The organism is Geothrix sp. PMB-07 (assembly GCF_030758935.1).
In the GTDB taxonomy this organism is placed as follows: domain Bacteria; phylum Acidobacteriota; class Holophagae; order Holophagales; family Holophagaceae; genus Geothrix.
Map to the genome: position 1 here is coordinate 1,980,895 of NZ_CP132333.1, position 14,047 is coordinate 1,994,941.

The 14,047-nt window shown below is 65.3% G+C and carries 11 protein-coding genes; 8 read left to right on the plus strand and 3 right to left on the minus strand.

Going from position 1 to position 14,047, the window contains the following annotated elements; genetic code table 11:
- Positions 1-2 precede the first annotated feature (2 nt).
- Positions 3-674: a biotin--[acetyl-CoA-carboxylase] ligase gene (locus Q9293_RS08855; protein ID WP_306252150.1), complete on the plus strand. Its 672-nt coding sequence runs from the start codon at positions 3-5 to the stop codon at positions 672-674.
- Here the strand turns inward: Q9293_RS08855 and Q9293_RS08860 are convergent.
- Complete coding sequence (locus tag Q9293_RS08860; RefSeq protein ID WP_306252153.1) at positions 671-1,888, minus strand: LeuA family protein; 1,218 nt, start codon at positions 1,886-1,888, stop codon at positions 671-673. The genes Q9293_RS08855 and Q9293_RS08860 overlap by 4 nt on opposite strands.
- 6 nt (positions 1,889-1,894) lie before the next feature.
- The gene (locus tag Q9293_RS08865) at positions 1,895-3,391 is read right to left on the minus strand and encodes a Ppx/GppA phosphatase family protein (RefSeq protein WP_306252155.1); all 1,497 of its coding nucleotides are present in this window, start codon (positions 3,389-3,391) and stop codon (positions 1,895-1,897) included.
- A gap of 324 nt (positions 3,392-3,715) precedes the next feature.
- Between Q9293_RS08865 and Q9293_RS08870 the strand changes: the two genes are divergently transcribed.
- From Q9293_RS08870 to Q9293_RS08885, 4 genes are all read left to right on the plus strand, one after another.
- A complete protein-coding gene (locus Q9293_RS08870; protein WP_306252157.1) occupies positions 3,716-5,437 on the plus strand; it encodes a NeuD/PglB/VioB family sugar acetyltransferase in 1,722 nt (573 codons plus the stop codon).
- Positions 5,438-5,524: 87 nt separating this feature from the next.
- The gene (locus Q9293_RS08875) at positions 5,525-6,577 is read left to right on the plus strand and encodes a bifunctional UDP-4-keto-pentose/UDP-xylose synthase (protein ID WP_306252159.1); all 1,053 of its coding nucleotides are present in this window, start codon (positions 5,525-5,527) and stop codon (positions 6,575-6,577) included.
- 19 nt (positions 6,578-6,596) lie between these two features.
- Positions 6,597-7,376 (plus strand): GDSL-type esterase/lipase family protein, encoded by a 780-nt coding sequence (locus Q9293_RS08880; protein ID WP_306252161.1) that lies wholly within the window; start codon positions 6,597-6,599, stop codon positions 7,374-7,376.
- Positions 7,377-7,391: 15 nt separating this feature from the next.
- Entirely contained in the window at positions 7,392-9,056 is a 1,665-nt protein-coding gene (locus Q9293_RS08885; RefSeq protein ID WP_306252163.1) for a glycosyltransferase family 39 protein, read from the plus strand.
- 22 nt (positions 9,057-9,078) lie between these two features.
- On the opposite strand, the gene Q9293_RS08890 is transcribed toward Q9293_RS08885, so the two are convergent.
- Positions 9,079-9,324 carry a hypothetical protein gene (locus Q9293_RS08890; RefSeq protein WP_306252165.1) on the minus strand — a complete coding sequence of 82 codons (246 nt, stop codon included), beginning with the start codon at positions 9,322-9,324 and terminating at the stop codon, positions 9,079-9,081.
- 52 nt (positions 9,325-9,376) lie between these two features.
- Here Q9293_RS08890 and Q9293_RS08895 point away from each other — a divergent pair, with 52 nt between their 5' ends.
- From Q9293_RS08895 to Q9293_RS08905, 3 genes are all read left to right on the plus strand, one after another.
- Entirely contained in the window at positions 9,377-11,089 is a 1,713-nt protein-coding gene (locus Q9293_RS08895; protein ID WP_306252167.1) for a glycosyltransferase family 39 protein, read from the plus strand.
- The gene (locus Q9293_RS08900; RefSeq protein WP_306252169.1) at positions 11,086-11,463 is read left to right on the plus strand and encodes a hypothetical protein; all 378 of its coding nucleotides are present in this window, start codon (positions 11,086-11,088) and stop codon (positions 11,461-11,463) included. The genes Q9293_RS08895 and Q9293_RS08900 overlap by 4 nt, the downstream gene beginning before the upstream one ends.
- A gap of 80 nt (positions 11,464-11,543) precedes the next feature.
- Positions 11,544-14,045 carry a family 20 glycosylhydrolase gene (locus Q9293_RS08905; protein ID WP_306252171.1) on the plus strand — a complete coding sequence of 834 codons (2,502 nt, stop codon included), beginning with the start codon at positions 11,544-11,546 and terminating at the stop codon, positions 14,043-14,045.
- The last annotated feature ends 2 nt before the right edge of the window (positions 14,046-14,047 follow it).

Genomic DNA, 14,047 nt, shown 5'->3' on the forward strand with positions numbered 1-14,047 from the left:
GCATGGAACGGCGCCTGATCCACCTGCCTGTGGTGGATTCCACTCAGGCCTTCCTGCGGCGAAATCCCCACCTCGGGTTTTGTACGGTGCTGGCGGATCGCCAGACCGAAGGGCGGGGCCGCCAGGGCAATCGCTGGGAAAGCGCCGCCGGGGCCGGGTTGTGGATGTCGGCGGCGCTTCCGGCATCCAGCGGCGTGGCGCCGGGCGTGCTGCTGCAGCGGGCCATGGCCGCGGCGGCTCAGGTGCTAGATCCAGAAGGGCAAACCTTGGGCCTGAAATGGCCCAATGATCTGGTGGCCCGGCGCGAGGCAAAGCTGGTGAAGCTGGGGGGCATCATCGGCGAGCAGGTGGCGGGTCGGCTCATCCTCGGGCTGGGCGTCAACCTGAGTGCTGCCCCGCACCTTCCGGAGCGAACCTTTGCCCCAGCCTGCCTGGAGGACGTGGGATTGCAGGCGCCCTCGGCGCCTGCATTGGCCCTGCGCATCGCGGGGCTTTGGGAACACCTCGATGCGGATTTCCGGCCGCTCTTCCGCTGGCCGGAGGCAGGCCTGGCGATCCATTGGGAAGAGGGCCAGGGCACCGCCCTCGGCTGGGAGTTCGACGGCCGCCTCAAGGTGGCCACTTCCGAGGGCATCCGGCGCCTGAGCGTCGGCGAAGTGCGGGGCCTGGGCTAACGGCTGGCCGACTCAGACACGGCGCGGATTTCGGCTTCGCTGAGAATCCTGGCGCTGTTCTTGGCAGCGTTCAGAATGCGGTCCACGCGGTCGGGGCTGGGATCGTAGCCATTCATTTCGAGCCAGTAGACCACGTTGCTGTGACCCGCCAGAGGGCCGATCTCGATCTCTTGGCGGCGGCCCACCAGGGCGGCGGGGACGCCAGAGTAGACGGCATCCGCCAGTTCCACATCGCCGCGGTGGAGGGCCTTCACGATGGCGGCGGCGTGAACACCCGTGCCGGTGCGGAAAGCATCGCGGCCCAGCACGGGGTAGTTGGCGGGGATCTCCACATCGCACAATTCGGCCACCCGTTCCGCCAGGGCGGGCAGGTCGGAGAGATCGCCCTTCGGGAAACCCATGAGATGCAGGTTGATCATGAGCTGATCCATGGCCACGTTGCCGCAGCGCTCGCCGATGCCCAGGATGCTGCCGTGCAGGCGGTCGGCACCGGCCTCGAAAGCGGCAATGGCATTGGCCACGCCCAGGCCGCGGTCGTTGTGTCCGTGCCAGTCGATGCGCACGGAGCGATCCTTGACGACCTCCTCTTTGATGAACCGCACCAGGCGCCGGGTGCCGTCGGGGGTGGCGTGGCCGCAGGTGTCCGACAGGCAGATGGATTGGGCGCCTTCGTCCAGCGCTGCGGCGTAGATGGCTTTCAGCACGTCGGGCCGGGCTCGCGTGCTGTCCTCGGTCACCATCATGACGGGCACCTCGTGGCGGCGGCAGAAGGCCACGGCCTTGCGGGCGGTGTTGACGAGGAAGGCCAGATCCCAACCCTCCACGTCCATGCGGATGGGGCTGGAGCCCAGGAAAGCACCAGCCTCCAGAGGCATGCCAGCGCGCTGCTGGATCTCGGCCACCTGGGCCAGGTCGGCCTCCACGGTGCGCACGGCCACATTGGGCGCTATGGCCAGCCGATGGTCGCGGATCTCCACCATGAGCGCCCGCACGGCAGCCAGGGCCTTGGGCCCGGCGCCGGGCATGCCCAGATCCAGGGCATCCACGCCAAGGCGCGCCAGCCGGTGGGTGAGGTCGCGCTTGGCCGCGATATCAGGATCGCGGACGGAGGGGCTCTGCAGGCCGTCACGCAGCGTCTCATCGTTCAGGAGGGGAATCCGGTCGTCCTTGGGGGGAAGGCCATTCCAATCGTTGATGAGTTCGTCCAGGGTCATGAAGCCCTAGGCTACGGTAACTTCGATCCTGCGGTCCAGCAGGGTGCCCAGCAGCGAGCCTTTTTCGAGGAAGGCCGCCATTTCAGGTTCCACGTCCCCGGCGGCATCGATGATCAGATTGAGGCGCGATTCGTCGACCTCCACCGCCAGGTGCCGCACCGACTGCCTCCTGCGGCGATCCAGGGCATCGGCGCCCCGGAGGATGGCGGCCAGCTTCCTCACCACCTGGCGGTGCCAGGGGGCCAGGGCGCGGAAGGCCTCATGCTTGGTGTGGTGGGGCGCCTTGCCACGGTGGAAGCGCACCACCTGGGCCAGCAGATCCACTTCCTCGGGCCAGAAGCCGGGCAGGGCGGCGTTGCGGATGAGATACTCGCCGTGCTTGTGATGACCCTTCTCTGAAATGGAGAAGCCGATGTCGTGCAGCCGCGCGGCGTAGGCCAGCCACTGGCGCTCGGTGTCGCCCAGCTCGAAGTGGGGCTGCAGCGAAGTGAACAGTTCATCCGCCAGGCGGGCCACATGGCGGCTGTGGCCAGGATCGGGGTCCAGGCGCGAAGCCAGCTGTTCGATGGAGGCCTTGCGCCGGTCTGCCAGGGGCGGAATGGCCGCGCCGCCGTGTTTGAGGGCCTCCCAGATCATGCCCTCCCGCAGACCCACGGGCAGGTGGCGCAGGGGAGGGCAACCCAGCCATTCCATGAGGGAGAGGGCCCAGATGGCGCCCACGTGCAGCACCTCGGCGCGCTTGGGGTCCACCCCCAGGCGCTCGATCCGGTGCTGGGCATCGGCACGCCACAGCTTGAGCGCGAAGTCCCGGAGCTGTTCCGCCGAAAAGGCCTGGCCCGCTGCGGCGCCCTTGGCAAGATCCTCCAGGGTGCCGGAGGTGCCCAGGATCAGCCGGGGCTCCGGCAGTTCCGAAGGCAAATCTTTGCGTGCCTTCTTGAGGATGCGGCGGATCATCTTGCGCAGCCGCTTGAGGTCGTGGGCGGTGGGCGGGTTGGCCGTCTGGGCCGCATCCGCCAGCCGCTGCAGGCCCCAGGGCAGGGAGATGCTGGCGGCCACCCGCCCGCCCGCCACCCAGGTCAATTCGGTGCTGCCGCCGCCGATGTCCACCAGGGCGACCGGCTCGGGGGGGAAGGGGATGGCGTGGGAGACGGCCTGATGGATGAGGCGCGCCTCTTCTTCACCGGAGATCACCTGGATGGGGATGCCCAGTTTTTCGGCTCCCAGCACAAATGCCTGCGCGTTCTTGGCATCCCGCAGGGCGGCCGTGCCACAGGCCATGAGCGTTTCGCATCCGAAATCACTGATGGTTTTGGCCATCTGGGCGAGGGCGTCCAGGCCGGCGCGGAAGGCTTCGGGCCCGATCTCGCCGGACTTGGCCTCGCCCCGGGCCAGCCGCACCATGGCCTTGTCGCGGGCGAGAACACGCTGTCCGCCGATGGCATCGGCCTCCACCACCACCATGTGGATGGAGTTGGAGCCGACGTCAATGGCAGCAATGCGCATGGCTCGATTGTGGCCAAGCCGGGTCTCCTGGCCACAGGAATCTTGGAGATTCCTTGTGAATGAAACGGAATGCCTTGCTCCTTTCTCCGAATGTGCTGACCATGCGGTGAGGCGCACCCGGCCGGTTTGCTCCAAGTGAAGATGTGGTGCCATCGCTGTCTTCAGGCATTGATCAAATGCTGAAGCAGATTAGAATCGCGGAACGCCCTGTCGGGGAATCCCCTGCAGAGCCATTGATGAAAGCGCAGGGATAGAGACGCCTCCGCGGCCCGTCCCCACGCAGAAAAGCTCCACCAGGCGTGTGCTTCCAGCTGAGGGTCGTTCATGAGCGGATTACTGATTGTCGGCGCCGGCGGCCATGGCAAGGTCGTCGCAGACATCGCCTTGTCCCTGGGGCAATGGGAGAACATCGCCTTTCTGGATGATCTCTTTCCGGAATTGACGCAGGTGGGGGACTGGAAGGTCATCGGGAAGACCCAGGATGCGAACCGGTTCCGGGAGGACTATCCCGAAGCCATCGTGGCCATTGGGGCCAACGCGCTGCGCCTCGAGATGCTGAACCGGCTGATCCGGGATGGATTCAGGGCTCCGGTGCTGATCCACCCGCATGCTTCTGTCAGTCGCTTCTCCACCATCGGGGCGGGCACGGTCATCTGCTCCCAGTCCGCAGTCATCATCGGCTCCCGCATCGGCCGCGGGGCCATCGTCAACACAGGGGCCTCGGTGGGGCATGACGGCATCCTTGAAGACGGCGTTCATGTGGCCCCCGGCGTGCGGCTGGCGGGCGGTGTGTCGGTGGGGGAATGCAGTTGGGTGGGGATTGGCGCCGTGGTCAAAGAGTGTCTATCCATCGGCAGCGGCGTGATGATTGGGGCTGGTTCCACGATCATCACGGATGTTCCGGACGGGGTGACCGTGGTGGGGTCTCCTGCGAAGGTCATCGGCACCCGGGCGCCGAAGGCGGGCTCTGGAAAGACCGAAGGGGTCATCCGGATTCTGGATGCTGCCCTGGCGTCGGATTTTGACGAATGGGTGGCGTTCTGGCGGCGCTGGCCGGATCGGGAAGTTTCGGCCCATCCGGCCTACGTGCGTCTGTTCACCCATGCCCATGACCGCGTGGTGGGCGTGGTTCGTGAAACGGAAGCGGGAGGCATCTTGTTTCCCCTCATCCTCAGGCCGATCGCTGCCGAATCCTGGGCTGGAGGGCAGGAGCAGGCCTGGGATGCCGTCACGGCCTATGGTTACGGCGGGCCATTCACCTGGGGCGATGGTCGGGCGGGTGCAGACGCGTTCTGGAAGGCCTTCTCTGGGTGGGCGATGGATCAGAAGATCGTGTCCACCTTTGCGCGGCTCTCACTCTTTCCCGAACAGTTGTTGGATGCGCCCATGGAAACTGTGGTGGACCGCAGCAATGTCGTGCGGGCCCTGCAGCTGGATGAATCAGCCCTGTGGATGGATTACGCGCACAAGGTGAGGAAGAACGTCAACAAGGCCCGGCAGCTGGGGGTCGAGATTCGCCTGGATCCCGAGGGGGCAGAACTGGATGCCTTCCTCAAGATCTATGAATCCACCCTGGATCGCCGGGAGGCCTCCGGCGGCTACTTCTTCGGCCGACCCTTCTTTGAATCGATCATTCGCGATCTCGAAGGCCAGTTCATGTTTTTCCATGCGTGGCTCGATGGGCAGATTGTGTCCACAGAACTGGTGCTGGTCGCGGAGCGAAACCTCTATTCGTTCCTGGGTGGAACCTTGGCCGAGGCCTTCCATGCCCGTCCCAATGACCTGCTAAAACACGCGGTCATCGAGTGGGGACGACAAACGGGCAAGTCCACTTTCGTGCTGGGCGGAGGCTGGCAGGAAGCCGATGGGATCTTCAACTACAAGCTGGCCTTCGCACCCCACGGGGCCGTGGATTTCCGGGTGGGGAAGTGGGTGCACGATGCGGAGGCCTATGGACGCCTCCTGAAACGCCGGAGCGAGTGGGAGTCAGCGCAAGGGCGTGAATGGGTGCCGAAGGCGGGATTCTTTCCGGAATACCGGGGGTAAAGCCGCGGCTCCACTTGGAAGGGGACAAACCGGATGTTCAAGGGGCACCTCAGGCTATAAACTGGAACGTTTGAGCTAGGAGCCTGCGTGAAAGTCCTCATTCTCGGTGTCAACGGATTCATCGGCTCCCATCTGGTGGACCGCATCATGGCGGATACGGATTGGGAGGTCTACGGCCTGGATCTGGGCGCCCACAAGGTGTCGGACCATCTGGCCAACCCGCGCTTTCATTTCGTGGAAGGCGACGTGACCATTTCCAAGGAATGGATCGAGTACCACATCAAGAAGTGCGATGTGGTGCTGCCCCTGGTGGCCATCGCCACGCCCAAGATCTACGTGACCGACCCCCTGCGCGTGTTCGAGCTGGATTTCGAGGAGAACCTCCGCGTCGTCCGGCAGTGTGTGAAGTACAAGAAGCGCGTCATCTTCCCCAGCACTTCCGAGGTGTATGGCATGTGCCCGGACGAGGAGTTCGACGAGTACGAATCTCCCCTGGTCACCGGGCCCATTCCCATGAACCGCTGGATCTACAGCACCAGCAAGCAGCTGCTGGACCGCGTGATCTGGGCCTACGGCTTCCAGCAGGGCCTGAAGTTCACCCTCTTCCGCCCCTTCAACTGGATGGGCCCCAAGCTCGACAGCCTCAACACTGCCAAGGAAGGCAGCAGCCGCCTGGTGACCCAGTTCAGCTGGAACCTGTTCAATGGCGAGCCCCTGCAGCTGGTGGATGGCGGTACCGCGCGTCGCTGCTTCATCGACGTGGCCGATGCCATGGACGGCCTCATGGCCATCCTGCGCAACGAGGGCGGCAAGGCCAACGGGGAGATCTTCAACATCGGCAACCCCGCCAACGACTTCAGCGTACGTGAGATCGCCGAGCAGATGATTGCCATCTGGAAGGACCATCCTTTCCGCATCGAGCGCGGCATTCCCGAGGGCCGCATGGTCGAGGTGGGCAGCGGCGACTTCTACGGCAAGGGCTACCAGGATGTGACCCGCCGCACGCCCAGCATCAAGCGCATGCAGACCACCTTCGGCTTCCAACCCAAGGTGTCCATGAAGGATTCGCTCAAGAAAGCCATCGACTTCTTCGTCGAGGAGCACAAGGCGCTGGAAAAGATCGTCGAGACCGAAAACTAGCACGCCGGCAGGAGTGGACATGCGATGGGGTTTGTGGGCCTTGTTGGCGACGCTGGGCTTGCTGCCGCTGTCGGCCCAGGTCTTCCCTTCTGAACCTACCCCCGAGCTGCAGGGGCAGGCCCGGGCTCGCCTGGAAGCCTGGCGTGCCAGCCGATTGGCGAGCCTGTGCAATGACTGGGGGGAGCTGAATCGCTACCGCTCGGAAAACCGGTTGCTGCCACCCCCGAAGGCCGGGGAGGCACGGGTGGTGTTCCTGGGGGATTCCATCACCGAGGCCTGGCCGCTCCAGAAATCCTTTCCGGGCCGTCCCTTCGTGAACCGGGGCATCAGCGGCCAGACCACGGCCCAGCTTCTGCTGCGGTTCCGGCCGGATGTCATTGATCTGAAACCCCAGGTCGTCTTCATCCTCGCCGGTACCAACGACATCGCAGGAAATACCGGTCCGGTGACCGAGGCGGAGATTCTCGGCAACCTGGCCTCCATGGGTGAGCTGGCCCAGGCCCACGGGGTTCGGCCCGTCTTCTGTTCGGTGCTACCCGTGCACCGCGCCACACCTACCAGCCTCGATTTCTGGGCCACCCGGCCCATGTCCCGCATCCGTGCCCTCAACCAGGGCCTGCAGCAGTTGTGCAAGTCCAAGGGGTATACCTACCTTGACGCCTTCACCCCGATGCTCGATGAGGCGGGCCAGCTGAGGCCCGACCTCGCAGACGACGGCTTGCACCCCAACGAGGCCGGCTACCGGCAGCTGGGGACCCTCGTCACGGCCGCGCTCCGGGGCCTCCTGGGCGGGGGTTGAGGCTAGTCTAAAGAGATGACGCGCCGCGAACGCACCCGCCTCCTCCTGCTCTGGGTTTTCCTTGGCTTCCTTCCCTTGCTGGTACGCCCGCTGTGGGAGCCCGATGAAGGCCGCTATGCAGAGATCCCGCGGGAGATGCTCGCCACGGGCGATTGGCTGACCCCCCGCCTCAACGGCGTGCTCTATTTCGAGAAACCGCCACTGCAGTACTGGCTGTCCGCGCTCAGCATGAAGCTCTTCGGGCTGAATGGCGCGGCGGCGCGGCTACCCCTGGCCCTGGCTTCTGGGCTGATGATCTGGGCGGCCTGGCGGCTTGCCAAGCGGCTCGGCGCCCGGGATCCCCTTTGGGCGCCTTTCATGGCCGCCACGGGGCTGCTGGGCTTTCTGGTGGGTCAGCTGCTCACCCTGGATGCCCTCTTCAGCGCATTCCTGGTGGCGGCCGTCGCTGCGTTCGTGGAGGCCGTGGCGCGTCGGCGGGAAGGCTCGCCCGCCCGGGCCTGGACCCTGCTGACCTTCCTGCTGCTGGCTGGGGCCATGCTTACAAAAGGCTTGGCGGAATTGATCCTCACCGGAGGCATTCTGCTGTTCTCCCTGGCTTTTGCATGGAAGGACCCGGAATTGCGCCGCACCGTCATCCGCACGGCGCTCGATCCGCTGGGTTGGCTGCTCTACCTCCTGCTGGCCGTGCCCTGGTTCTGGGCCGTCAACCGCGCGAATCCTGGTCACGCCCAGTTTTTCTTCATCCACGAACACTTCACGCGTTTCCTTACCCACGAGCATGCGCGCCAAGGCTCCAACAACTGGTTCTTGGACAAGCTCTACTTCGTGGGAGTGCTGGCTCTGGGCTTGCTGCCCTGGCTGTCGGCCACCCTGGTGGGATTGAAACGCAGCTGGATTTTCTTGAAGGGCAGGGGCCCCCAGGGGCAGGATCAGCTGGCGCGCTGGATTGTCGGCATCACTGTGCTGGGCTTCCTCTGGCCATTGGCTTTCTTCAGCCTTTCCGGCTCCAAACTCGCCCCTTACATCCTTCCCGCACTGGTGCCCCTGGCGGCCCTGGCCTGCACCTTCGAGCGCGAAGGCGAGGAGGGCGCGGCCCTGCGGCGCATGGGCTGGGAATTGTTGGTGCTTGGCGGTATTTTCCTTCTTGCGGCCTTTCTGTTCCGGAAGGATCTGGAGGGCCTGGGCTGGGTGCTGGCCATGGGAGCGGGTTTCGCAGGCCTGGGGCTTTGGGCCCAGAGGCCCTCCGGGCTCTCCGCACCGCGCCTCCAGGCAGCTCTGGGGGTGGCGCTGTGGCTGCTGGTGTTGGCCGTGCAGTCCGCCGCCGGGCCGGGCAAGGCCGTGGCCGATCTGGTGCGCAAGGCGCCAAAGGATGCTCAGTGGATCAGCTATGGCAACTATTTTCAGGGCCTGCCTTTCTACGCCCACACCAGGGCCGTGGTGGTGGCGGGGACCGGCGAGCTGGCTTTTGGCCGTGACCGCCTTGCGGATGCGGAACGCTGGTTCAGCGAGGATCCCATGGCCCTTGGGGCCGTGGCCGACCGCCTGAAGCGGGAGGATCCCAGCCGCCCCGTTCTGGTCATGGCCAAGGCTTCCAGCTGGGAGCACCTGGATGCCGCTGAGAAGGCCCGTTGGGCGGAATTGGTTCGCAATCCCGCTGCCGTGGTGGCCCAACGGCGCTAGGGCCTTCGGTTGCAGCCCGATCCTACTTCACGGCCTCTTTCACGCCCCTGGCCGCTTCCTTGGCGCCCTTGGCGATGCCTTTGCCGGCCTGTTTGGCTCCGCGGCCCACGGCCTTGCCCCCTTCGGCGGCGGCCTGGCCAACGGTTTTACCGCCCTTTTTGAACCCTTGGCCGATCTCTTTACCTGCCTGCTTGAGGTCGGCCTTCACGCCATCGGGATCAAGGATGGGCGTGGCCAAGAGGCACAGGCTGAGCAGGGTGGGAGTCATGGAGCCATTCTAACCGGGTGGCGGGAAGGCTTTTCCGGGAGAAGATGGAAGCATGCGTGGCATGAACCCCCGGCAGTCCTTTCTCATCCGTTGCACCGTTTGGTTGCGCGCCCACGCGCCGGAGCTGCTCATGGCCGCGCTCCTTCTGGCGGTGCTACCCATGCGGGATCTCTGGACCCCAGATGAGCCGGATTTCGCGCAGTGCGTGAAAGAAATGAGGCTGCGCGGAGACTGGCTGCTGCCCTACCTGAACGGTGTGCCCTACAGCGAGAAGCCGATTCTGTATTACTGGGTGATGAAGGCCTCGGCGGTCACCATGGATGCCCTGACCGGGGGCCTGGGTTTCACCCAGGGTGTGGCTGCCTGGGCGCTTCGGTTGCCATCGGTGGTGGTGTCAGTGGCCTTCCTGTCGTCTTTCCGCCGCTGGGTGCAGCGTTTCATGGAGCCGGGCCTCGCCGAACCCGCGGCCCTGGTTCTCGCGACCACGCCCCTCTGGTTCTGGCAAAGCCAGTTCATCCAGATCGACCTGCTGTTCACGGCGCTGCTGGCCTGGAGCTGGCTGTGCTGGCTGGCGGGCTACCTTCTGCTTCGCGGTCCGAATGCGTCGGGCAAGGGTGAGGAGCACCGCCTCTGGTTCCTGAAAGCCTACGTGTGGCTGGCTCTGGCCTTCCTGGCCAAGGGACCTCTGGCACCTGTGCTTTCGGTGCTTCTTCTGGTGGCCTTCCTGGCCTGGCAACGCGATTTCCCGGTGCTGCGCAGGGCAGGGCTTTTCGCAGGGTTGGCGCTCATTGTGCTGTTGGTGGCGCCCTGGTACGTGGCCGCGGGCTGGCGCGGCGGAGCGAGGTACGCCTACGAGCTGATCGTGTTCCAGAACTTCGAGAGAGCCACGAAAGCCTGGGATCACATCCATCCCTGGTGGAAGTACGGCGAATACATCCTGGGGGACTTCTTTCCATGGGTGCTGCTGCTACCTGCCACCCTCCTGCATCTGCGGCGGGGAAACCGACTGACGGATCCGTCCAGGCGCTTCCTTCTGCTGGCCTTCCTGGTACCCGTGGTCTTCCTCAGTCTGGTGCAAAGCAAGCAGGGCAAGTATCTCCTCATGGCCTATCCTTTTCTGGCCCTGCTGGTGGCAGACCTCTTCCATCAGGTGGACCCTGCTCGGGACCGTCGTTTGGGGGGATGGCTCGGCGGCGGCCTGGCCCTGCTCGGGGCGGCGCTCACCGCCCTGGCCCTCGGCGTGGGGGGAGCCGACCTCCAGGCCCAGCTCGCTCCCTTTCAGACGCCCGTGCGCATCCTGGCCATGGTCATGATCTCTGGCACGGCGTACGTCCTTGTTCAGGCCACCCGGGGGCGTGGGGCCCGGTTGATACCTGGCACCGCCATCACCCTGGGGCTGCTCTACCTCCTGGGTGGCACCTGGGGCTTCCGTCTGTTGGATCCGATGAAGTCCTACCGGCGTTGGACAGCCGCTGTCCAACCACTTATCCACGGCCGCCAGGTCTTCACCTGGCAGACCATCCGGAGTGGGTTCATGGTCTACACGGACCATCTCATGCCGGAGCTTCGTTCTGCGGAGGCTCTGGAGCACATGGATTTCGAGGCAAGACTGGTGGCCCGCCGCGGGGATTGGGAACAGGATGCCTGGGGTATGACACCGGCTTTGCGTGCCGGGTACGAGGTGATCCTTTCCGTTCCCACAGGCGGGGATGAGATCCTGCTGTTGAAGAAGCGCCCGCGATCCGTTTCCCAGGAGGCCCCATGAGCCCCAATGTGAAGGCCATCCCGCTCATCGTCCTGGGGGTGCTGCTCAATGCCGCCGCTCAGATCTGCCTGAAGAAGGGGCTGCAGGCGGCCGGCGGCATGCAGGTGGCCGTGGGTCCCCTGTTCCGCCTGATGCTTGAACCATGGGTGTTGGCAGGACTGGCCTGCTATGCCGTGAGTGTGGTGGTGTGGCTGGGGGCGCTGTCCCTGGTGCAGGTGAACTACGCCTACCCCTTTCTGGCCCTCGGGTTCATCGCCAACGCCCTCATGGCCCGGGCCTTCCTGGGCGAGGCCATGACCCCCATGCGCTGGGTGGCCCTGGGGATCATCGTCCTCGGCGTGGGTTTGCAGGCCCTGAGCGGACGAGGGAACTAAAGGCCAGGTGGACCTTCCGGCTTGTCCAGTGCTCCGCCATTCCTTGATATCCTGACCCTTCACTACCCAGAGGTCCCCCCATGAATCCTCTCTGGCTTCTGGCCACTGTGCCTGTCCTGGCTGCTCCTGCGCCCAACGCTTCGCCTTCATTGGCCGTGCGGTGGGAACTGCTTTCCAACCGGGACCAGGGCCAGGAGAAAGTGCGCATGGCCTTCCACCTGCGCAACAGTGGCAAGGAGCCCTGGGCCATGGAGGGGTGGTCGCTCTATTTCCACTTTGCCATGGCGGCGCACAAGGAGCCCCTGGCTTCAGGCCTGCGCATCGAGCATGTCTCTGGCGATCTGTTCCGCCTCCGCGCGCAGGGCGCGCCGGCGCTGGCCCCAGGCCAGATCCTGCGTGTCGAGTTCACCAGCGATCCCTGGGTGATCAAGCAGTCCGATGCGCCCAGCGGGGCCTTCCTCGTATTCGATTCGGCCCCGGCCAAGGGACAGCCCCTGGCCCTGGAGATCACGCCCCTCACCAGTCAGGCTTTGGAGCGTCCCGCGGGCCAGCGCACACCCGGCATCTCACCCGAGCAACGCTACGCGGAGAACGCTCGGCAGGGCCATCAGGCCCCGGCGGACTTGCTTCCCACGCCCGTGTCCCTCAGCCTGGGCCAGGGCACCTTCAAACCTGCGGCCGACTTCCAGGTGGTGGCAGAGTCGTCCCTGGCGCAGGAAGCTCAGCTCGCGGCCGACATCCTCCAGCCGCGGTTGGGACGCAGGCCCGTCGTAGCTGCCCAGGGACACGGCTTGGTGTTGGCCCTGGGCGCGGTGCCCGGTCAGACCAGCCCGGAGGCCTACCAGCTGAGTGTCCGCGAAGGCGGGCTGCGGTTGACTGCACCCAGCCCGGCAGGGCTCTTCTATGGCCTGCAGTCGCTGCAGCGTCTGTGGCCATCCAAAGGCTCCCTGCGCCTGCTGGAACTCACGGATGCGCCCCGCTTCGCCTACCGTGGCTTCATGCTGGATGTGGCCCGCAATTTCCAATCCAAGGAAGCTATGCTGCGGGTGCTCGATTTGATGGCCCGCCTCAAACTGAACACGCTGCACTTCCATCTCACCGACGACGAGGGATGGCGGGTGGAAATCCCGTCGCTCCCCGAGCTCACCCAGGTGGGTTCCCAGCGGGGCTTCGGTAACGGCACAGCCACCCTTCCGCCCGCCTGGGGGTCAGGTCCCGAGGCCGGGAAGGCCCCTGGCAGCGGGTTCTATTCGCGCAAGGATTTCATCGAGATCCTTCGCTACGCCACGGCTCGTCACATCGAGGTGATTCCCGAAATCGAGATGCCGGGCCATGCCCGGGCGGCCGTGCAGTCCATGAAGGAGCGCACGCGGCGCCTCCAGGCGGCAGGTGATCCCGGGGCCGCGGCCTTTTTGTTGCAGGATCCCGGCGATCAGTCCAAGTACACCTCCGTCCAGCTTTATTCCGATAACGTGATGGATCCGGGAATGCCCTCCACCTTTGCCTTCATCGAGCGGGTGGTGGATGAGGTGCAGAGCCAATTCAAAGAAGCCGGTGCTCCCCTGCGCACCTTGCACATGGGCGGCGACGAGTTGCCTGGGGGGGCCTGGACGGGTTCGCCAGCCTCCCTGCGGCGCGTCGCTGAAGCCAAGCTGAAGGGGCCTGACGACCTCTGGTACGACTTCTATGATCGCGTGCAGACGCTGCTGCAGCGGCGGGGCATCGCCACCGCAGGCTGGGAGGAAATCGCCCTGCGCCGCACCACCCTGGATGGTCAGCCCCACAACATCCCCAACCCCGATTTCGCCACGCGCAACCTGCGCAGCTATGTCTGGAACAACATGATCGGATGGGGCGCCGAGGATCTGGCCTACCGCCTCGCGAACGCCGGCTATCCCGTGGTGCTTTGCCCGGTGTCGAATCTCTACTTCGACATGGCCTACGATCCCGATCCCCGCGAGGCCGGCTACTACTGGGGCGGCTTCAATGATCTGGACAAGCCCTTCCGCTTCATTCCCCTGGACTACCTGCGCAACACCACCGAGGACCGCCTCGGCGCGCCGGTGGATCCCAAGGTCTTCGTGGGCAAGGACCGGCTGACGGCCTATGGCGCCGAGTGCATCGCGGGCATCCAGGGCTGTCTATGGTCCGAAACGCTCACCTCGCCCGAACGGCTGGACTACCAACTGGTGCCCAAGCTCTTCGCCCTGGCAGAACGGGCCTGGGCGCCCAATCCCGCTTGGGCCACAGAGCCCGATGCTGCCAAGGCCGAAGCCCAGTACCAGGCCGCCTGGGGCACCTTTGCAAGCACCGTGGGTCTGAAGGAACTGCCCCGCCTCGATGCCGAGGGCCCGACCTTCCGCTACCACATTCCCACGCCGGGCTTGAAGGTGGAGCAGGGCCTGATTTACGCCAACCTGCAGGTGCCGGGCTTCACGCTGCGCTACACCACCGATGGCAGCGAGCCAGGGCCCACCAGCCCGGTGTGGTCGGCACCCGTCAGCCTCCACGGCACCATCCGCGTGGCGGCCTTCAATGCCAAGGGGCGCAGGGGACTCAGTTCCTCCGTGACCATGCCCTGAGG